We start from the raw sequence: 19,281 nt of genomic DNA on the forward strand, positions 1-19,281 counted from the left end.
TTAAACCAAAGGATATTATATACCCATAATCTTTCAAAATGCGAGTTTTAAACGATTAAAAAACAAACCAATGCTATAATTTAAATAGGTTATGAAAAAGGATTTGGCATGAAAAAAATAATCTTAAGTGTTTTTGTACTCATTATTTCGTCAGGAGTCGCGCTCGCAATTCCACCAGGTTTACAAAAATCAGGGAAAAACCCTCCAGGATTAGAAGGAAAAACTCCACCAGGATGGAGTGAGGGCAAAAAAGAAGGATGGTCTAAAGTTTGGAACAAAGAAAAGCATCAGTGGGAATGGGTGCAAGATATAACTCCTAATGCAGCACAAAAGGGCCTCCAAATAAGACCAGAGCAAGTAGGAAAACCTGCAGGTGTTGGTAAACCTGCTGGTGTAGGTCGGCCATAGTACGCTGGAGGCTGTTCATCCTGGCCTTAATGGGGTAGTTATAACAAATGCAAACGTTTGGCGTTCTCGCTCAGAGCATCTCGAAATTTTGGATGTGCAATTGAAATCAACCGGCGTGCGCGCTCGCTAGAAGACAATCCTTTTAAATTAATAACGCCATATTCTGTCGCGATGAATTGTGTGTCTGTGCGCAAATCGGTGACTATGCCGGTAAGCTTAGGTACAATTTTACTGATTTGGCCTTGTTTTGTGGTTGATTCAAACGCCAATATAGATTTCCCTCCATTCGATAAATATGCACCCCGGACAAAATCATTTTGCCCGCCAGGACCACCAAACTGACGATCATGAATATTTTCTGCGTTTACTTGACCATACAAATCAATTTCAATAATCGCATTTACCGAAATAACGTTGTTGTTTTGCGCAATAATTGATGGATTATTGACATAATCTACTGGGTAACTCTCCATTGCTGGATTGTCATTCATATACTCATACATGGTTTGATCACCCAAAGCTAATGTAAAAACATGTTTTCCTTTATTGAGCATTTTACGCTGGCCAGTCACATTGCCTTGCTTAACTAACTCTATCATGCCGGGTGACAATAATTCGGAATGTATGCCTAAATCATTATGATGCGCTAAGTACTTGCAGACAGCATCTGGGACGCCACCAACGCCCATTTGAATTGTGGCACCATCAGGAATTAATTTAGCAATAGCTTCACCAATTTTTTCATCTTCAGGCAAAGGTTGTCTCGGATTCAATGCGATTAAGGGAACGGTATTTTCAACAATAGCATCAACTTCAGAAATATGAATCAGTGAGTCACCAAACACGCGAGGCATGTTTTTGTTAACTTCCACAATTAGTTTTTTTGCCACCTTTGCAGCCGTTGATGTGTAATCATTGTTGGTTCCAAGTGTAAAATACCCGGATTTATCCATTGGACTAACTGTCACAATGCAAGTATCTAGAGATATATTTTCACGAAAATAACGAGGCATATGGCTAAACGAATTAGGAACATAAAAAATTACTTTTCGATTTCCATCGGCGTCCCCTTGTTTAATTAGCTCCCGTTCTTTTGAGCCTAAAAATCCAGGGTGTGGTTTTATAATATCCATTAGCTCATACTGCAAAATGGTATTATTCGCGTGCTCTTCAGCATGCAAGTAATAAACACAAAGCTCATCAAGTTCTTTCGCTTTTGCGCGATCAGCTATCGCTTTAAGTAACGCCGGTGGTTGAGAAACGGCCATCCCAAATGCAATATTACATTTTCTATCAATTAATTTAACCGCTTGCTCTGGAGTTGTTAATTTTTTGTTATATTGGGATGAATGCATGATCAGTATCCTGCTTTTTTATAAGGCCCCATGCCTTTTTTATAAATTAGGAAATGTCGTTCATAAGAGCATACACGTTGACCATCTTGATTATGTGCGTCTGATTTTACATGCATGATGCCTTGGTTCGGTCGGGATTTTGACTCTCGTTTATCAAGTATCTTTGATAGGGCATAGATAGTATCTCCAGCATAAACAGGAGCTAATAATTGAATATTATTCCACCCAAGATTTGCAACAACACGATCAAATGTTCTTGTAGTTAAAGCCGTTAGGGCGCCTACTAAAAATGGTTCTGCAATGATCATCCGGTTGTCCGAGTACGTTTTAATATAATGCTCATCTGAATATTGCGGACACAGCTCAATAGAACGAAGAGCGTGGAGTTGATTTTCTTCTTTGAAAAATGTTTTTCCTGGGCGATGCTCGTAAATTTCACCCGGCTCTAAATCGTCAAAATAAATCCCCATTTGCTCCATAAAACTACCATCATCCAATAAACGGTGTGACGAAAACTTGCTATTTTCAACGCCGCCTCGTTGAAGATTTTCAGCTAATTCTAGTGGATGTTTGCCTGATTTATAGATAAGAATTTTATATTCAATTTTTGCAATCACATCACTATTTTGATTAACTCCTTCTGTTACAACGGTTAATAGACCAAGATTGTCATTTTCTGGATAAGCTTCTTTATGTTTAATTTCGGATTGGGCATACAATGTATCACCACCAAACACAGGATTCGTCATGGCGATATCATTAAACTCGGTTATACGTTGCTTTCTATAAAACGTTTTGGATGTCATTCCTATTATTTTTTGTAGTGTCAAAGTACTCACACCCAAGCAGTTATTCCATTCCGTTTGTGCAGCATAATGCTTGTCGTAATGCAGTTGAGCATTATTAATTGTATCCAATGCTTCTTCCGCATTATCTTGTTGACTGACAGTGAGGCCTGGTCGATGATGAAATTTTTGGCCGATTTCAAATTGCTCAAAATCCAGCCCAAAATGTTCGCGATAATGATTTTCTCCCAGTTTTACATAATGTTTAAACAGAACCATTATTTCACCTCATTGTTTGCTAGTTCCAAGATTCGTTTTGCGGAACGATACACGGGAACATCGATCATTTTTCCATTGTATTCACACGCATTCCCCTGGGCAGTTTCATAAGCTAAGACAATAGCCTTGGCTTTTTCAATCTCATCTTTGTTAGGCGTAAATGAAGCAATGATGGGTTTAATGTGTTTGGGGTGAATAGCAGTTTTGCAAGTAAATCCTAATGCTTTTATGGCTTTCGTTTCAAAAATTATTCCCGTGTCATCTGCATCATGCAAATTTAAATAAGGGACGTCGATAGCTACAATACCTGCGCGAGCCGCAGCCTGGACAATTTGTGCTCTTGCAGAATAGAGTGACTCCCAATCCATAGTTGCGCCTAAATCTGCGGCAAAATCTGCTCCGCCAAATATAAGTCCCACCACATTTTTAGCATCTGCAATGTTGTGGGCTTGCTGTAGTCCTTTAGCAGACTCAATTAATGCCAAAATAGGCACGGTATGAGGTGCTAAAATTTCATTAATGATTTCAATTTCATTTGCATTTTCAGACTTTGGGAGGACTAAAATATCAGGCCTAACATGTTCATCACATAAAGCGGTTAAATCTTTCAAGCCAGCACGTGTATGAAGTGAGTTGATGCGAAGACACTGAACAAACCTTTCGTATTGAGGGCGGTTTTGTAGGTAATTAATTAATTTTACTCTTGCATTGTCTTTATCGGTTAAAGAGATGGCATCCTCTAAATCAATAATTACTCCGTCCGCTCCTAATTCATGCGCCTTTGAAAATCGCTCGGGATGATTTGCCGGTGTAAAGAGTAAACAACGAGCAAAAAGCATATTTTTCCACTCCCTGAAATTGCAATAATCCTTATCAGATTTTATATAGTATAGTTTGGTGCCAATCTAAAGCAAAAATTCAACCAATTAATGTTTTAATAGGGTATGTTGACAATTGTCCTCCGCCTGCGTGCATTCTTTTCAGCATAAAATTTAAATTACTCTATCCCCGTTGCATCACCAGGGCAAGATCATACCATTTTGAACTAAATTTGAAGTCAGTTCATCCTGCGAATTGTGTCATTCCTGCGCAGGCAGGAATCCATTTCTCAACCTGGTACATCACTTTGTTTTCCAGATGGATCCCCGACTTCTCGGGGATGACATAACTTGGATTATAAAAAAGCAAAGTATGCGTTTGCCCTGGTTGCATCACAGAAAGTAATACCAAAAGATACTTTCTTTAAGAGGGGTGTGGTAAAATTATGGGCATTTAAAATCTTATTTACCAAAATTAAAATGTTAAACTCTTTCTATACCGCAGGGATAAGTGCGTTTAATCATAAACAGTATGAACAAGCTCAAGTACTGTTTCAAAAAGCAAGCGCAGAAAATCCGGAGCACCCAGAAGGGCACTTTTATCTAGGCCAATGTCTTTTTCTGAGTAACAAAAAAGGTGAAGCCATTGCCTCCTTAAATACGTTTATTTCACTAAGTCAAAGCCCTGGGAATGACGCAGCTAATGTTCCTTACGCCTATGATTTGTTAGGCCAATGCTATGAAGCGATGAATCAAGCGGCCAAAGCATTGGACTGTTACCAAACCGCCACTAAAATTAACAAAGACTGTGCTTCCGCTTGGCACAATATGGGGCTTCTTCATATGAAGTCCGCTAAGCGTTATACCGAATCAAATCAAAAAACCAGCATTAAATGCTTTACAGAGGCTTTTGCTTGTATCCAGAAAGCCTTGGCGCTTTGTAGTGATCATCCTATATTTCTACATAGTATCGCAAGTTGGTATGAGCACTATATTGAAGTTCTTAAAGATGCTGTTGAAATCTCAAATCATTTTGATAAAGCAATAGAATACTATCGTGCTGCACTATCCCTTTGTAAAGATGAACCAATCGCTTTAAAGAATATTATTTTATCCAATCTTACAGAGTGCTTAGCTCAATATGGTCATCATTTATATCGAAATGGAGATTATATAACGGCAAAAGTCTTTTATTTGGAGGCTCTTCAATTTGATCCCGAACATCTCATTGTAATCAATCAAATGGGGATGTCTCTTTTTAAAGAAGGATTTTATTCTGACGCTAGAAGTTACTTCACATCTATTTTAAAAAAAACTGACGAATCGCAAGAGGTCGCTGATGCGTGGTTAAATATTGCTTGCACTTATCGGCTAGAAAAATGTTGGGATGAAGCAGAAAAAGCGCTTACTCAGGCTTCGGCGTATGCGCCAGAAGACCCTGCTATTGCAGATGAAAAAATATCGCTCTTAAATGCAAAAAAAACCGCAATGAATATCTCTGGCACTCAAAGATTCTTTGACAGCTCAAGAGGGACCTCATCATATACTGAACACTCAAGTATAACGTTTAATCCATAATAGATATGCCATTATTTTCTTTTTTTTCGCGCACAACTCGATTCACTTCTGGCTCTTCTAGCTGGCTCATTCTTTTTGGGTGTACTCTTACTGGTTCAGTAACATTTTGTTTGGGGAATTGGTATGGAAGAAGGCAAGCTGAAGTGTCTCGTGCAGAAATTGCCGCGCAAACGGAAGCAAAATTAGCCACATCATTGATGAATCATGGATGGCGACCGGCTCTAATAGAACTAAATCATATTCCTTTTTATTTCAGCTATTTCAAGCCGGCATTACTGGGTTCAATTGCTTTTCCTATCGTTAAAGATGAGGTTGATGATAAGACTTATTTTTTATTAAACATTCAAACACGCCGATTAAGGAATGGCCAGATTAAGGATGTTGTTGATTTTCCTTGTGGCTTTTATCAGTCAAATCAATCGGATTTAGCTTATAAAAAGGAGCTTTTACGTCGGGTTTTTGAAATGAAACAGACTTTAGGTCGAGCTATCAGTTCCGAAGAGCTGCAACATATTGTTCAACTTTTCAATGAGGAGCTTAGTACTGACAAGCTCATCTTAGAACAATTACCATGGGATAAAAACGTCATTGAGACTGGGATCCGTGAATTTAATGAGGAAACAGGGCAAGTAGGCTTAACTTTGATGAGCGCAAAGCACTTTAAAACCCGAATCGTTCAAGGAGGGGCATATGTATATAATATGGTTGAACTTCGCTACAGAAAATCAGGCGATACGTCATTTTCATCGGAATATTCAGAAGGCGTTCAATCGTCTCATTTGATAGCACTTCGTCAAGAAAATTTCAGGTTTGCTCAGGATGACCTTGGACTAGTGCAAGGCGAAGTACTCATTCCAAATAAAGGGTGGGTACAAATCAAGCCTTATGACGATGCAGCAGCAATGATGGCGTACTATTTGCAAATCCATCATAGAATGGATTTCAGTCTGCCTGGACAGGCCATAGCCATAGACGATGAGCTAAAAGACCCACATTACGAACATAAAAACATTGATCCTTAACTGAATTCGACTTCAATCAATAAGGAGTGAATGGACACTTTCTATAGTAAGATAACGAATAAAATCATTGCTCGTTTAATAGGTTTTCTTACCTTCATGCGCAGCTCTCTAACGTGGTGCCTAGTATAATGCATAATTTGCACGTTTTTACACGTTCCACACGGTTACACCACTAAGTCTGATTATCAAAATAATCAGACTTAGTGGATGTTTACAGAATACCCTCTTTTCATTCCTCGAGGAATCTTGCTCCAAACTTCAAGATTAATAGCTAAAAATCCAGGGGATGTTAAAATGAGTCTAATTTATATGAAACGAGTAAAGCATTGCGTATTTGGATAGATGGAGATGCCTGCCCGAATAAGATAAAAGATATTATCTTTCGTGCGGGAATTCGTACAAAAACAGAAGTAATTATAGTTGCTAATCATTTTGCATCAATTCCGTCTTCTGAGTATATCAAGCGGTTACAAGTAGAATCAGGATTTGATGTGGCTGATAATAAGATTACTGAGAATATTAAGCCCAATGATTTGGTGATTACCGCTGATATCCCCTTGGCCAGCGAGGTTGTAGCTAAAAATGGAATGGCGCTAAATCCTAGAGGTGAACTATACACCGAGGCAAACATTAAGCAAAAACGTGCCATACGGGATTTAAATGAGTCTCTAAGAGAAAGTGGTCTAATAAGTAGCGAAACTGCCAAGCTAAGTGCCACGGATATCAGAAGGTTTGCAAACAATCTTGATGTGATTTTAAGCAAAAACACTAGTCATAAATGATTTATACGATCGAGCTACTACCCTTTAGTATTTTTAATGGCCAGATTAGAGCTACGTCTTAAACCTGGGATACGGCAAGTCCTACTCTCAGTCTTGCTGATTCATTCCTCATCATAGTACCCCTAAAATATACCCCTATTATAAATTTAGCTTATGACCAGCCATATTCAATGGGCATTTATGGTTGCATTAGCTGTAGCTCCACTACTCGTATTAGTAATTACGCAAGTAGCTTTGTCATCAGTAAAAACCATATTAGCTGATGTAGTCGTATAGCCGTCTGCAGATAATTTGGTATAACCGCCAGCTAGCAACGCATCTACCGCATCCTGACAGCTATTAGTAGCTAGCAATGACTGACAAGCTGTTGCGCCTGTTTTACAGGCTGCTATATTAATTGCACTGGCTGATGTCAGGGCTCCTGCTACCCCTTTCGCTCCAGCTTCTCCGGTCTCACTTGTCAAATTAATGTAATTAGGAACCGCAACAGCTGCGAGAATTCCAAGAATCACAATCACTACGACAAGCTCCATCAATGTAAAACCCGATTGTCTTTTCATTACTCCCCTTTCCCTATATGTCATATCATATACTATAAATTTAGTATATGCTTAATATTTGCACAAGGAATCCATTGATTAACGAGTTGGTCGAATAAACCCAGCCTGTTGTCAGACTGGATTCTTCTAAGAACCGTGCATGCGAGTTTCCCAGCATACGGCTCAAGCCTTTCTTTGATTATTTTCTGACAATCGAGTCACTCTGTGTTTATATTTGCTTTTCATTTGATCTCTTTTCTTGAAGTATTCTTCCTATTTTGAGTAAAAATGATTAGCGTGAGATTGAACCTTTAGGTGTCGTTTGATTAATGTTTGAGAGGCTCTGATAAGAGCCAACTAGCTTGCGTTCCCGATTTATCGCGAGTTGGCGTGCTGAATATCCATCTATTGTTGCCTGGTGTGCGAAAGTACTTCTTGTACCGCCATTTAGCATTTTTATTGGGATTCACAGATTGGGTTGCATTCGGTCATGATGGTAAGATCACTGATAATTTAATTGAATTAAATGTGAACATCAAGCGGTCTTTTCGTCAGAATCTCGGCCGATCCTCTAATATAATGCTTCTCGGGTCTATTGGTTCTCTAGGCGAATAAGCTGTGGCAATGTCTTTATAAAAACCAAAAGGCGTTGCCGATAGGATAATTGGGGGCGTTAGTTTTGGAAGATTTAATGTTTCTGCAAACTCCCCCAATATTGAAGCGATGTGTTCTTTTAATATGGTATAGGTAATTAGCTCGATTCGATGTAGGGGATGTTCTGGTGATTGCGCATAGTGTTGCAAACGGTTTAAGTAAAAAGTGTTATCGTAAGATACTTTTATAGTTAAGCCTGAATATCCACCGAAATCTTTAAAATTCCTAAGCCCGGTACCTGAAGGTAAGTTATGAATTCCTTCAACCCATCCTCCCCAAGAATCAACGACCAAACACTCTTCTCCCCAGGAAGAAACATCCTCAAGCACACTGCTTTCTTTTCTACCAAGTACAACAAATTGATGATTGCAAAGGGGATCAGATGCGCTCTCAATTGCAACGCATTCTACCCTTTCTCCCTCATTAATGCCAAAATGAAGTGTTAAAATACAGCTCATTAAGGTTGCATGTTCTTGGCAAGCATTAAGTCCACGACGATAAGACGTAGTAACACATTTTAATAACGCCTCTAAGTGGCTTATCAATGAGTTGGCTTGATTCATGTTTTCCAGCAGAGTGCTTTTTTCTTCAGGTTGAATTCCTTTCAATTGTCTGAGACGAAAAGCTTCTTCGGTTTGTGCTGCTGCGATTTTATTTCCAAGGTTTTCGCAATACCTAAGGCGAAGAGCCGGACAAAGAGAGTAAATTTTCTTGCGCTGGTCATGATCTATAGTAGTAAGAATTTGTTGTAACTGCTTGATAATTTGTAAAATTTGAGGCCTATATTGTTTCATGACGTTAAACACCCAAAAATTGTTAATCACATGGATTGTCGTTATGGACAAATATTATACAGGATTATTAATTGATTTAAAAGTGACCAACAAAAAAATCATCTATTGAACTTATTTTGTTTAAAATTATAATAATCATGAAAAATTATCTCTTGGGAACTTTAAATAAATGCTCACCAAACTAATAACTACCCTAGCATTAACCGCCCCTTTTTCTCTTTACGCTGGAGCAATGGGGACAGAAGTTTCTGATAAATCCTGGTTTGGTGCTGTGGGGACGGGATATACTTGGCCACTCAAACCTAGTATCGATACTCCAGAGGCCTTGCCTGGAGATTCAATGAGTCAAGGATATGATGGTTCTTTAAGTGACAGTGGATTTTACTCTTTCGCTATTGGGAAGCAAATTCATCGCTATTTTGATATCAGTCTAAATTACATCAATAACGAAACGTTCGATTATCAGAAGTATCTAAGTTCAACGAGTTTAAGCAATGCTGGGCATCGGTATTTTAGTTTAAATAATCGTGCTGTATTATTAAATGCGTTTATCCACCCTACTGATCATTATTTTACAGTGACTAATGTTAGTTTAACGCCTTTTGTTGGAGCAGGAATTGGCTACGCTCGCAATAACCTTTCAGACTTTTATTCAGCCCAAACGGTTCAGATTGGAGATTCTGCGCTGGGCTCTATTACATCGATTGGCCCAGATATGAATAAAAATGCTTTTGCCTGGCAAGGTTCTCTTGGCCTTAATATTAATCCTGCTTTAGATCATCTAAGCTTTGATATTGGTTATCGGTATTATGATGGGGGTAAGTTTGATGGTCCTAGTGCAATTTACACCAATAATGCAGGTTATCAAGATTCTTCTGCTTGGTCAGGGCATCTAAAAGCGAATCAGTTGTTTGTAAATTTTAAATATACCGCTTAATTTTTAAGTTTCTGCGTTTAACCTACATTCGACATTTCATGTGGGTTATTGTCCTTAGAATTTACGCAAAATCCAAATTTTTTTGTTGTAGTTCCTCTAAAACTACCTCATTGAAAACATTTTATGCTGCGGCCTAGGATTTCGCATAAGACCTCATCCCTTACTTAAGCATTTTTTAAACAACCCCGTTCATGTTGTCCACAAATTCTGTGGATAAACTTGTGTGTATACTCTGAAATGATTGAATCTTTCAATCGTTTTAAGAGTGTTTCGTGATTTACCAAGCTGCAAATTTAAACCTTAAGGTCTAATGAGGAAATTACAGATTAATATCTTGTGAGATGATTTTAACTTCTTGTTCTTCTTTGTGTGCATAGAGCAAGGTGTATTCCGGTACCTCTAACCAGGTCGTTGTGTCTTCTGTTAGAGGTTCTGAGGCAATGATAATACTCGATTTTTTGTCCCCTCCTTTCATCTTATACTCTCCTTCGTAATACCCGTAGCGTTCTCCATAAGTATACCAAAGGGAATGATAGGCAAAATGACTGGAGGGGGGACCATCTTCTGGTAACCATCCATAATCAAGAACATAGCGGGTAGCAGCAATGAACTCGCCGTTTGTAAGAAATAAATTTACGGGTGAATTGATGGCAATATCATGTTGCTTTCGTACATATTTTAAAATTTTAAAGGTTTCAAGTAGAGCATTGATAATATCTTCAGAATCAAAATGAGACCCATAAGGTTCTTTAAGCTGAGAAAGAAAAACAGCATACATCCATTCACTATCTGTCGTTCCCCGTATAAAAGGTTGAAAAGGTTCTTTAATGTATTTGAGTAAATCATAGCGCATTGTATCAAAATCATATAAATGACCGTTATGTGCAAGTGTGAGGTTAACGCCTGGAAACAAAAAAGGATGAACATTCTGATTGGCTACGACTTGTGGCTCATGATAATCAACACCTCTTAAGTGTGCCAATAAGCAATGAGGTGTTATTTTAGTGGCTAGATTTCTTAAATTTTCATCATAAAAAGGTAGCTCGGGTGTTTTATAGAGATAAGGCCTTTTTGGATCATGTGAATGTTCTTCCCAAGCGGCCATTCCAAAGCCAGCAAGGTTAAGCAGATAGGACATGTACTTAGGGTTATAGCTTTGTTTAATAAACGAATTATCCGGTTTATACAATAACTCTTCTACAAGGGTAGGTTTTCCTAAATAAGATAATATCCTGCACATATCGGTTACCTGTTGTATGTTTCAATATGTAGCCTGACATCCAATTTATTGATGGATTTCCCAAGTGCTACTAGGGATTGGCTGATAAGATTAAAGAGTTTATACCAAATAATGGGCTTATCTTGTTTAAAATAATTTAAATGTTCTTCAGATAATTTAAATAAAACAGACGATTCGCATGTGATAAAACTAATGGTAAAGTTCGATTTTTTATCGATGCATGCTACGCCAGCAAATAATGAACCCGGTCCAATCACGGAGAGTTTAGCTAATTTGTTATTCTGCATAATGCTGGATTGCACCGCACCATGTAATACAACAAAACATGATGATTTTTTTTCGCCTTCATGAATTAAAATACAATTCTTAGGTGCTTTAATAAAATAGGAATGTTCTAATAATTCAGACTTTTCTTCGTTAGTAAAATTGTAAAATAATGGGTTTAACAACACAGCTTTAATGTCTGGATCGTCCTCATCCTTAGGAGAAAAGGCCGTTGGTTCAGTCACAGACTGTAGCGCCCTACCAATAAAAGATAAGCTTACCATAGGAGATTTTGTAATAAATTTGACGGCTCGATCATGCGTTCGTTTCATGCTTCTGCATAATTGTTTATTAATCGCTTTTGTGATTTTATATTTCGCATCGGGATCAATGGCATTTAAAAAATCAAAAAAACCTGAGGATATAAACAAACAAACAACAGGAGTCACTGCAATGGCAGAAGTTGGGGATGGTCCTTTTTCAATAAAACTGATCCCTCCAATAATCCCACTATGCTCCAATGTTTCAATTTTAGTGTTACCCTCTCCAAGTATCCGAGCCACAATATCGACTTTGCCTTCAACAATGATAAAAACCCCTTCTGCGGGTTTACCTTGTCGTACAATGCATTGTCCCTTTGAGAAACTAAAGGCTTTACATTGATGAACTAACATACCAATTTGTTCTGGTTTTAAGTAATCAGCCAGTCTCCCTGTTTCTAATGCCTTGGTCTGATCTTGATTTAAATGACACAGCGTGGGTTTAGATTGAATTTTATTCATAATCTATCCCCTGAGTGTTTCAACCATCGGTTGCACTGTTCGGCTACCACTGCTTCTAATGAATGCGTGTCATTATATTTTTCTCGTAATAAGGTGGCATCGCATTCGTTTTGAATAACAGATTGGTGTAAGTCATTAAATAATTCACCCGTACTTTTTTCTTTACTATAAGGCTTTAGAGTTTCAAAAAGTTCGAGAAGCTCATCTCGAATGATATGATTTTGATAATTGATGCAATCTGCGCGTTTGCCTTCCATCCCATAGCGACTGGCTTGAAAACGATTGCTGCTGTATAAAAAATAAAATTCTTTTGAAGGAGTTATGGGTTTTTCCTGGATAAGATACAAAGACAAAGCCTGAATGAAGGCAGCGAGTGCTGCTGCCCTTTTCAACGTTAACGGGGTATCTAAAATTCTGACCTCAACCGTGCCAAATTCTGGTTTAGGTCGAATATCCCAATAAACATCTTTCATGCTTTCAACAAGTCCTAAGTGTTTCAAATGAAAAAAATATTTGGAAAATTCGTTCCAATTTTCAATAAAAGGCATGTAGCCACAAATAGGAAAAGCATTAAATTGAGTATTCCTAGAAGAGCAAAAGCCACTATCAATACTTTGGAAAAAAGGCGAGGAGGAGCTTAGAGCAATAAAATGAGGCGTGTATTGCGCTAATGCGTGGGTTAAGTAAATGGCATCTTCAGCAGTTTCGCAACCAAAATGCACATGTTGTCCGAATATGGTTGCCTGTTGGCAAAGAAACTGGAATTTTTTTAATACTCTTTTATAGCGAGGATCTGGAAATATTTTTTGGTCATGCCAATCTTGAAATGGATGGGTTCCGCCGCCGCAGTATGTGATCTTTTTGTTGTGAACTAACTTCAAAAGAACAGCTTGCAATTCCAATAGTTCAGAATGCACATCTTCAGGCGATTCATGAACGGTTGTATTAATTTCAATCATCCCTTGGGTGATTTCATGATTAACTCGATTCTGATATTTTGTATTTTCTAACTCATCTAGAATTTCTTTAGCCCAGGAGGTTAATTTAAAGCTATCGCTATTGATGATCTGTAGTTCTACCTCTACACCAATTGTACCAAGATTGGATTGTTTAAAGGGTAAAACTTGCATGGCTGTCCTTAAAAATAATGTTAAAAATTGAATACTTATTAGATTTATTATAGCCAACTCTAAGAAGTTTCATTAGTTTTCAACATACTATGTCGCTGAAAAGCAATGTCAACCAAAAATTCTGCTCCCTCAAACTGCAAACTGCAGTTTAAATGAGTTAAGGGAATAATTTAAATTCGCTCGTTCTTGATCTTCATTCCGATACAAGCGATTATTCTGATTTTACATGGGGAGTTGGTGTGACTTACGAAACAATGGATTATGATGTGGTCATTGTGGGGGCGGGTCCTTCCGGATTAGCCGCAGCCATTAGACTAAAACAGTTAGCCGTAAAAGAAAATTGTGATGTGAGTGTTTGTATTTTGGAAAAAGGCGCCCACATTGGCGCTCATATACTCTCAGGGGCTATTTTAGAACCTTCTAGCCTTAAGGAGCTATTGCCAGATAGTTGGCAACAAGCTCCACTTAATACGCCAGTTACGCGCGATAAATTTTATTATTTATCTAAACAACGTGCTTTTCGTTTGCCTACGCCAAAACCCATGCACAATAAAGGCAATTACATTATTAGTCTAGGCGAATTATGTCAGTATTTAGCTGGTATTGCCGAAGAATTAGGTTGTGAAATTTATCCAGGCTTTGCTGCAACGGATATTCTATATGATGGTGACGGTCAAGTAATCGGTGTGTCTACTGGCGAGTTGGGAATAGATAAAGAAGGTCAAAAAACCGATCATTACCAGCCTGGGATGCATTTACACGCCAAACAAACACTGTTTGCAGAAGGATGCCGTGGGCAATTAAGCCGAAATCTTATGAACCGTTTTGATCTTCGCCAGACTTGTCAACCTCAAACCTATGGATTAGGTATCAAAGAAATCTGGCGTGTTTCGCCAGAAAAGCATCGGCTAGGTGAAGTAGTTCATACTCTTGGATGGCCGTTGGATCATCAAACTTATGGTGGATCTTTTATTTATCATTTTTCTGAACATCGCGTATCAATCGGATTTGTGGTGGGCTTAGATTATCAAAACCCTTGGTTAAACCCATTTTCAGAAATGCAGCGCTTCAAAACCCACCCTTTTATACGTTCATTGCTCGAAGATGGCGAGCGAATTGAATATGGTGCTCGAGCGCTAAGTGAAGGTGGCTGGCAATCTTTGCCAAAATTAACCTTTCCTGGAGGGGCTTTAATTGGGGATGCTGCTGGTTTTTTAAATGTCCCCAAAATAAAAGGAATTCATACGGCAATTAAATCTGCTATGGTAGCGGCTGAAGTATGCTTTAATGCACTAAATGAATCTTCTGATGAAGTCTTTGAACTTAAAAACTATCAGCAAACACTCCAACAATCCTGGTTGGGCGATGAGCTATACAAAGTGCGAAACATCCGTCCGGGATTTAAATACGGTCTTCTGCCAGGTCTTATTAATGCAGCATTTGAAACTTATATTACTCGGGGCCACTCACCATGGACGCTCTCTAATCATGCCGATCATCTTACGTTAAAGCCCGCAAAAGAATGCAAAGAAATTCATTATCCAAAACCAGATGGGGTCCTAACCTTTGACCGATTGTCTTCCGTATATTTATCCAATACCTTTCATGAAGAAAATCAACCGCCTCATTTGAAGTTGCGGGATAAATCGTTAGCTATCGATGTAAATTATAAAATTTACGCATCCCCTGAAACGCATTATTGCCCTGCAGCAGTCTATGAGATTGTTCAAGAGGAATCAGGGCCTAGGCTGCAAATCAATGCTCAAAATTGCATACATTGTAAAACTTGCGATATTAAAGATCCTCGGCAAAATATTGTTTGGTTTGCACCTGAGGGCGGCGGGGGTCCCAATTATATTGGGATGTGAAGTAGACATAGGATATTCATAAGGATAAACTTACTCCGGTAAAGGGTCCCAGTGGCACAGCTGGATAGCGCAGCCCCCTCCTAAGGGGCAGGTCGCAGGTTCGAATCCTGCCTGGGACGCCAAATACCTTTGAGTGTAACCTATGTCTCAATAAGGTCATTAAGTTGTAAGCATTGAGATTTCATCAAAAAACCCATCTTCTTCCGATGTACTTATCTCAAGAGGTGTCATGGGTCTATCCATAGGTAAGGATTGGATTGCCTCAGATGCAAGAAAATCATGAAACGCTTCACTTTTTTGAATGACTTCGGGAACACCTTGTAAATAAAATTCAAGTAATGTGGGTTTGGTTTCAAGCACATAGCCAAAACTCTCTGCAACAATCATGGCTTCAAAAATAGAATGATGGCCATTGGCAACCATATTACATGCTTGTGCGAACAGTATGATTTTTTTCTCTTCAGAGGTCAAAGTCTGTATCAAGGGGAAAACACGTGATAATAATGCTTCCGTAGAGCCAGATGAACCTGAAATAACCGGACATTGACGTTTTCTGAGCCAACGCGCTACATAACTCTCTTCATGAGGATAGTAATTGTATCTAGCAGGATAAATTGGATGCTTAAAATACCCCTTAAAATCAGCGGGCGTAAAGAGTTCTGAAACGATTCCCAAATTATAAGTAAACTCATCATTAGCCTCATCCTCGTCTGAAAGTTCAGAAGATATTTCAACTACCCCCCTATTCCGCTCATGAAAAAGCAAAGGACTTCGTGACGAATTAAAAGGACTTCGTCTCGATGTTGGCTCAGTAATCGATTTAAATATTCCAACTTGGCTAACAACGGGGCTTGGAGTTGGTTTGGCTGGTGTTAAAACATTATCTGTAATCTGCTTTAGTAAGTAATCCGCGGAGGAAAGCTGAAAATTATCTATTACATCTCTAAATGACGCATATCCTGGATACTGTTCATTGACTTGAGAAAAAATGAAATATAAAACGCGATCCAGATCAAACCCCTTTGATTTCCTGGATATGATTTGCTGGCGTAATTCATTCTCTGTAGTGAGCAACTGGTCGAGGCCATGCAACAGTTTTTTAAACGCTTCAACATAGAGCTCACTATGTTCAAGAATAAATTTTGCTAAATAAGACTCAAATAGCGTGACAAATACCAGGTTATTTTTTTCATCAAGAACAGTAGCAGAAATTTTCATGATGTTTAATTCCATACCTACAGTACAAATAATGAGCTATATTAACATAAAAAAATCAAAAACTCCATGGGATGGGGTCGTTTAAAATCAAATCTACTCGCTCTTATTGCTCAGTGAAATGGTGAATTATTCCCACTTAAATTGCTAAGAAATTTTGTTAATGCGATAATGCCTGCAAATTATTTTAGTCTTCATTATTATGAGTCAATTAAAATGTGCTGTAATTGGGGTGGGATACCTAGGGCGCTTTCATGCGCAAAAATATAAATCCTTAAGTGATGTCGAGCTGATTGCAGTCTGTGATGTTAACAAAAGTGTTGTGGATTCCGTATCTCAGGAGCTCAATGTTCAAGGCGTAAGAGATTATCATGATCTGTTTGGTAAAGTGGATGCTGTTAGTATTTCTGCAACCACAAATGCTCATTTTGCAATTGCTAAAGATTGTTTACAACATGGCATACACGTTCTAATTGAAAAACCAATCACTGAAACCGTTGCGCAAGCTGAAGAGTTAATTTCTTTGGCTGAAGAAAACGGTCTTAAATTACAAGTGGGCCATCTAGAGCGGTTTAATGCAGCACGGTTAGCCTTGGAGGATCATCTTACCCAACCCTTATTTATTGAGTCGCATCGCCTTGCCCCATTTAATCCTCGAGGAACAGATGTCAATGTTATCTTGGATTTAATGATTCATGATATCGATATTATCCAATCTATTGTCCATAGCCCAATTAAAAATATAGATGCCCAAGGGGCACCGGTCTTAACCAAGTCTATCGATATTGCGAACGCCAGAATTACTTTTGAAAATCAATGTGTGGCTAATGTAACCGCCAGTCGAATCAGTTTTAAATCTGAACGGAAAACTCGTATTTTTCAACAAGACACCTACATTTCCATTGACTATCAAAACAAGCAGTTTGCTGTGTTTCAGAAAGGAGAAGGTGAAATGTTCCCCGGTATTCCTGAAATAACGCGCCATCAATCTGCTTTTGAAAAAGGCGATGCATTACTTGAGGAAATTAAATCCTTCGTCAATTGTATTCGTGAAGACAGCGAGCCGCTTGTGACAGGCCAGGATGGATGTGCTGCACTTTCTACAGCAGAAAAGATCACCACGTTGATTAATAATCACTTAATTGCACGCTATGCGGCTATATAAACATATTGTTTTTGTTGCAGGCGAAGAATCAGGCGATCAGCATGCAGCCGAGGTGATTCGTCAATTAAAACGAGATGATCCATCGCTTAAAGTGACCGGTATAGGTGGAAGAAACATGGAAGCTGCTGGAGCTGAACTTATCAGCGATTTGGCGCGTTTTGGTGTCACAGGAGTTACGGAAGTTTTACGTCACTTTAGTATCATTAAAAAAGCATTTAAAGCCATACAAAAACATCTTAGAGAATCAAAACCTGATTTGCTCGTGTTGGTCGATTACCCTGGATTTAACCTGCGATTAGCCAAATTTGCAAAACGCGAGCTTGGTTTACGCATTCTTTATTATATCGGCCCCCAAATCTGGGCATGGAAAGCTGGAAGAATTCATACCATTCAGCAGCATATTGATCATATGGCGGTTATTTTGCCTTTTGAAAAAGCTATTTATGAATCAGCGGGAATACCTGTATCGTTTGTAGGGCACCCGCTGGTTAACCGAATGGAGCATCATAAATTTTTAACAGAACCCTTAAAATCGCTCGGACTTCCTGAGAATAAACGGTTATTGGCTATTCTTCCTGGTAGCCGGACTCATGAAATAAAAAAACATATGCCTATTCTGGCTTGTGCTGCGGAAACGCTACATAAAAACATTGAGAATTTACATATAGTTATACCTGTAGCCAATACGATTGATGATTACGAGATTGAACGCTTCTTACAAGATAAATCCTTTTCTTATACCTTAGTTTCAGGTCATGCCATTGATGTTGCTGCAATGAGTGAATGTGTGGTAGTCGCATCGGGAACTGCTTCACTCGAATGTGCCCTACTCGGAAAACCAATGTGCATCATATACAAAGCCTCCTTACTTACCTACCTTTTAGCCTCTAAATTGATAAACGTTAAATATCTCGGTTTATCAAATTTATTACAAGATAAGATGGTTGCACCCGAGTTATTACAATATGACTTTAATGTACATGAATTGACACGTCTCATCTCTAAACTGCTCTTGGATCAAACGTTTACTGAACGAATGATAAAAAATCTCGTAGTGCTTAAACAATCGCTTTCTGCCCAAAGCGCCGATTGCACGATTACCGATTTGATTAAAAAAGAAGTTGGCTGTATCTAAATCGACCTTGATTTAAAAAATCATATACAATCAATGAGCTATATTATCATGTAAATTCTAGATTCTTAATTTTTGTTCGTGTAAAATGATATTCTCTCTATTTATTGGTAAGAGAGAGCTTGGACTGTAAGAGTTAATTAAAATAAGGAAGTTACCCATGAATGTTACTGAATCACGCAGTGTTAACAGTGCCAATGCAACTCAAGAAAAAGGGTTGCAAGAACTGGTCTATGGATTAGTAAATCGTTTTCTTGCTGAAAACAAAAATAAATCTATTTCTGGCCTTTACGACATGATTCTTTCTGAAGTTGAGCCACCTCTTTTACAAGCGGTTATGGAAAAGCGCAGAGGAAATCAACTACAAGCCGCAAAAATGCTAGGGATCAGCCGCGGTACCATTCGCAAGAAACTTCAACGCTATTTTGGAACAAAGTACTTCCGCTTAACTGAGGAATAAAAAATAACGGTTTTACCCAGAAGGCTCGCCATTGCGGGCCTTTTTATTTTTATTCTTCGACTCTGGGAGAGGTA

The 19,281-nt window shown here is 38.5% G+C and carries 18 protein-coding genes and 1 tRNA gene; 10 read left to right on the top strand and 9 right to left on the bottom strand.

Annotated elements, in window-relative coordinates; translation table 11 throughout:
- Positions 1-108 precede the first annotated feature (108 nt).
- Entirely contained in the window at positions 109-408 is a 300-nt protein-coding gene (locus E1O41_RS00765) for a hypothetical protein (protein ID WP_131775399.1), read from the top strand.
- Between the two features lie 38 nt (positions 409-446).
- Here E1O41_RS00765 and E1O41_RS00770 read toward each other — a convergent pair whose 3' ends face one another.
- Genes E1O41_RS00770 through E1O41_RS00780 form a run of 3 tightly spaced genes read right to left on the bottom strand, consistent with a single transcriptional unit; the run spans position 447 to position 3,666 of the window.
- Complete coding sequence (locus tag E1O41_RS00770; RefSeq protein WP_131775400.1) at positions 447-1,763, bottom strand: acetyl-CoA hydrolase/transferase family protein; 1,317 nt, start codon at positions 1,761-1,763, stop codon at positions 447-449.
- A gap of 2 nt (positions 1,764-1,765) precedes the next feature.
- Positions 1,766-2,827 (bottom strand): MaoC/PaaZ C-terminal domain-containing protein, encoded by a 1,062-nt coding sequence (locus tag E1O41_RS00775; protein WP_131775401.1) that lies wholly within the window; start codon positions 2,825-2,827, stop codon positions 1,766-1,768.
- Positions 2,827-3,666: an HpcH/HpaI aldolase/citrate lyase family protein gene (locus E1O41_RS00780; protein ID WP_131775402.1), complete on the bottom strand. Its 840-nt coding sequence runs from the start codon at positions 3,664-3,666 to the stop codon at positions 2,827-2,829. The genes E1O41_RS00775 and E1O41_RS00780 overlap by 1 nt, the downstream gene beginning before the upstream one ends.
- Before the next feature lie 414 nt (positions 3,667-4,080).
- Between E1O41_RS00780 and E1O41_RS00785 the strand changes: the two genes are divergently transcribed.
- The 3 genes from E1O41_RS00785 to E1O41_RS00795 all read left to right on the top strand — a co-directional run bounded on the left by E1O41_RS00785 (position 4,081) and on the right by E1O41_RS00795 (position 7,027).
- Positions 4,081-5,223 carry a tetratricopeptide repeat protein gene (locus E1O41_RS00785; RefSeq protein WP_165481052.1) on the top strand — a complete coding sequence of 381 codons (1,143 nt, stop codon included), beginning with the start codon at positions 4,081-4,083 and terminating at the stop codon, positions 5,221-5,223.
- A 110-nt stretch (positions 5,224-5,333) separates the two neighbouring features.
- A complete protein-coding gene (locus tag E1O41_RS00790; protein WP_131775404.1) occupies positions 5,334-6,245 on the top strand; it encodes a hypothetical protein in 912 nt (303 codons plus the stop codon).
- A 326-nt stretch (positions 6,246-6,571) separates the two neighbouring features.
- Entirely contained in the window at positions 6,572-7,027 is a 456-nt protein-coding gene (locus E1O41_RS00795; protein ID WP_131775405.1) for a YaiI/YqxD family protein, read from the top strand.
- A gap of 167 nt (positions 7,028-7,194) precedes the next feature.
- Here E1O41_RS00795 and E1O41_RS11940 read toward each other — a convergent pair whose 3' ends face one another.
- Both E1O41_RS11940 and E1O41_RS00805 read right to left on the bottom strand, forming a co-directional pair.
- Positions 7,195-7,587 (bottom strand): type II secretion system protein, encoded by a 393-nt coding sequence (locus tag E1O41_RS11940; protein ID WP_131775406.1) that lies wholly within the window; start codon positions 7,585-7,587, stop codon positions 7,195-7,197.
- A gap of 530 nt (positions 7,588-8,117) precedes the next feature.
- Positions 8,118-9,014, bottom strand: a complete 897-nt coding sequence (locus E1O41_RS00805) for a hypothetical protein (RefSeq protein ID WP_131775407.1) — start codon at positions 9,012-9,014, stop codon at positions 8,118-8,120.
- A gap of 169 nt (positions 9,015-9,183) precedes the next feature.
- On the opposite strand from E1O41_RS00805, the gene E1O41_RS00810 reads away from it, so the two are divergent.
- Positions 9,184-9,951 (top strand): outer membrane protein, encoded by a 768-nt coding sequence (locus tag E1O41_RS00810; RefSeq protein WP_131775408.1) that lies wholly within the window; start codon positions 9,184-9,186, stop codon positions 9,949-9,951.
- Between the two features lie 319 nt (positions 9,952-10,270).
- Here E1O41_RS00810 and E1O41_RS00815 read toward each other — a convergent pair whose 3' ends face one another.
- The 3 genes from E1O41_RS00815 to E1O41_RS00825 are packed head-to-tail and all read right to left on the bottom strand — an operon-like array spanning position 10,271 to position 13,367.
- Positions 10,271-11,191, bottom strand: coding sequence for a class II glutamine amidotransferase (locus E1O41_RS00815; RefSeq protein WP_131775409.1), 921 nt, complete (start codon positions 11,189-11,191; stop codon positions 10,271-10,273).
- Between the two features lie 5 nt (positions 11,192-11,196).
- Positions 11,197-12,237: a Crp/Fnr family transcriptional regulator gene (locus E1O41_RS00820; protein WP_131775410.1), complete on the bottom strand. Its 1,041-nt coding sequence runs from the start codon at positions 12,235-12,237 to the stop codon at positions 11,197-11,199.
- Complete coding sequence (locus E1O41_RS00825; protein WP_131775411.1) at positions 12,234-13,367, bottom strand: YbdK family carboxylate-amine ligase; 1,134 nt, start codon at positions 13,365-13,367, stop codon at positions 12,234-12,236. Before E1O41_RS00825 ends, E1O41_RS00820 begins: the two co-directional genes overlap by 4 nt.
- A gap of 239 nt (positions 13,368-13,606) precedes the next feature.
- On the opposite strand from E1O41_RS00825, the gene E1O41_RS00830 reads away from it, so the two are divergent.
- Both E1O41_RS00830 and E1O41_RS00835 read left to right on the top strand, forming a co-directional pair.
- Positions 13,607-15,235: an electron transfer flavoprotein-ubiquinone oxidoreductase gene (locus E1O41_RS00830; RefSeq protein WP_131775412.1), complete on the top strand. Its 1,629-nt coding sequence runs from the start codon at positions 13,607-13,609 to the stop codon at positions 15,233-15,235.
- Between the two features lie 45 nt (positions 15,236-15,280).
- Positions 15,281-15,357, top strand: a tRNA-Arg gene (locus E1O41_RS00835).
- Between the two features lie 37 nt (positions 15,358-15,394).
- On the opposite strand, the gene E1O41_RS00840 is transcribed toward E1O41_RS00835, so the two are convergent.
- Positions 15,395-16,453 carry a hypothetical protein gene (locus E1O41_RS00840; RefSeq protein ID WP_131775413.1) on the bottom strand — a complete coding sequence of 353 codons (1,059 nt, stop codon included), beginning with the start codon at positions 16,451-16,453 and terminating at the stop codon, positions 15,395-15,397.
- A 199-nt stretch (positions 16,454-16,652) separates the two neighbouring features.
- On the opposite strand from E1O41_RS00840, the gene E1O41_RS00845 reads away from it, so the two are divergent.
- From E1O41_RS00845 to E1O41_RS00855, 3 genes are all read left to right on the top strand, one after another.
- On the top strand, positions 16,653-17,615 hold the full coding sequence (locus E1O41_RS00845) for a Gfo/Idh/MocA family protein (RefSeq protein ID WP_131775414.1): 963 nt from the start codon (positions 16,653-16,655) through the stop codon (positions 17,613-17,615).
- Entirely contained in the window at positions 17,602-18,750 is a 1,149-nt protein-coding gene (lpxB, locus tag E1O41_RS00850; RefSeq protein WP_131775415.1) for a lipid-A-disaccharide synthase, read from the top strand. The genes E1O41_RS00845 and lpxB overlap by 14 nt, the downstream gene beginning before the upstream one ends.
- A gap of 157 nt (positions 18,751-18,907) precedes the next feature.
- Positions 18,908-19,207 (top strand): helix-turn-helix domain-containing protein, encoded by a 300-nt coding sequence (locus E1O41_RS00855; protein ID WP_131775416.1) that lies wholly within the window; start codon positions 18,908-18,910, stop codon positions 19,205-19,207.
- Positions 19,208-19,281: the final 74 nt, after the last annotated feature.

The sequence above is a fragment of the Legionella impletisoli genome, assembly GCF_900639875.1.
GTDB lineage: Bacteria > Pseudomonadota > Gammaproteobacteria > Legionellales > Legionellaceae > Legionella_A > Legionella_A impletisoli.

Coding starts and splice junctions, on each gene's coding strand:
- E1O41_RS00775 (WP_131775401.1), bottom strand. CDS start 2,827: ATGGTTCTGTTTAAACATTATGTAAAACTGGGAGAAAATCATTATCGC.
- E1O41_RS00810 (WP_131775408.1), top strand. CDS start 9,184: ATGCTCACCAAACTAATAACTACCCTAGCATTAACCGCCCCTTTTTCT.
- E1O41_RS00815 (WP_131775409.1), bottom strand. CDS start 11,191: ATGTGCAGGATATTATCTTATTTAGGAAAACCTACCCTTGTAGAAGAG.
- E1O41_RS00855 (WP_131775416.1), top strand. CDS start 18,908: ATGAATGTTACTGAATCACGCAGTGTTAACAGTGCCAATGCAACTCAA.
- E1O41_RS11940 (WP_131775406.1), bottom strand. CDS start 7,587: ATGAAAAGACAATCGGGTTTTACATTGATGGAGCTTGTCGTAGTGATT.
- E1O41_RS00825 (WP_131775411.1), bottom strand. CDS start 13,367: ATGCAAGTTTTACCCTTTAAACAATCCAATCTTGGTACAATTGGTGTA.
- E1O41_RS00820 (WP_131775410.1), bottom strand. CDS start 12,237: ATGAATAAAATTCAATCTAAACCCACGCTGTGTCATTTAAATCAAGAT.
- E1O41_RS00765 (WP_131775399.1), top strand. CDS start 109: ATGAAAAAAATAATCTTAAGTGTTTTTGTACTCATTATTTCGTCAGGA.
- lpxB (WP_131775415.1), top strand. CDS start 17,602: ATGCGGCTATATAAACATATTGTTTTTGTTGCAGGCGAAGAATCAGGC.
- E1O41_RS00780 (WP_131775402.1), bottom strand. CDS start 3,666: ATGCTTTTTGCTCGTTGTTTACTCTTTACACCGGCAAATCATCCCGAG.
- E1O41_RS00845 (WP_131775414.1), top strand. CDS start 16,653: ATGAGTCAATTAAAATGTGCTGTAATTGGGGTGGGATACCTAGGGCGC.
- E1O41_RS00770 (WP_131775400.1), bottom strand. CDS start 1,763: ATGCATTCATCCCAATATAACAAAAAATTAACAACTCCAGAGCAAGCG.
- E1O41_RS00805 (WP_131775407.1), bottom strand. CDS start 9,014: ATGAAACAATATAGGCCTCAAATTTTACAAATTATCAAGCAGTTACAA.
- E1O41_RS00840 (WP_131775413.1), bottom strand. CDS start 16,453: ATGAAAATTTCTGCTACTGTTCTTGATGAAAAAAATAACCTGGTATTT.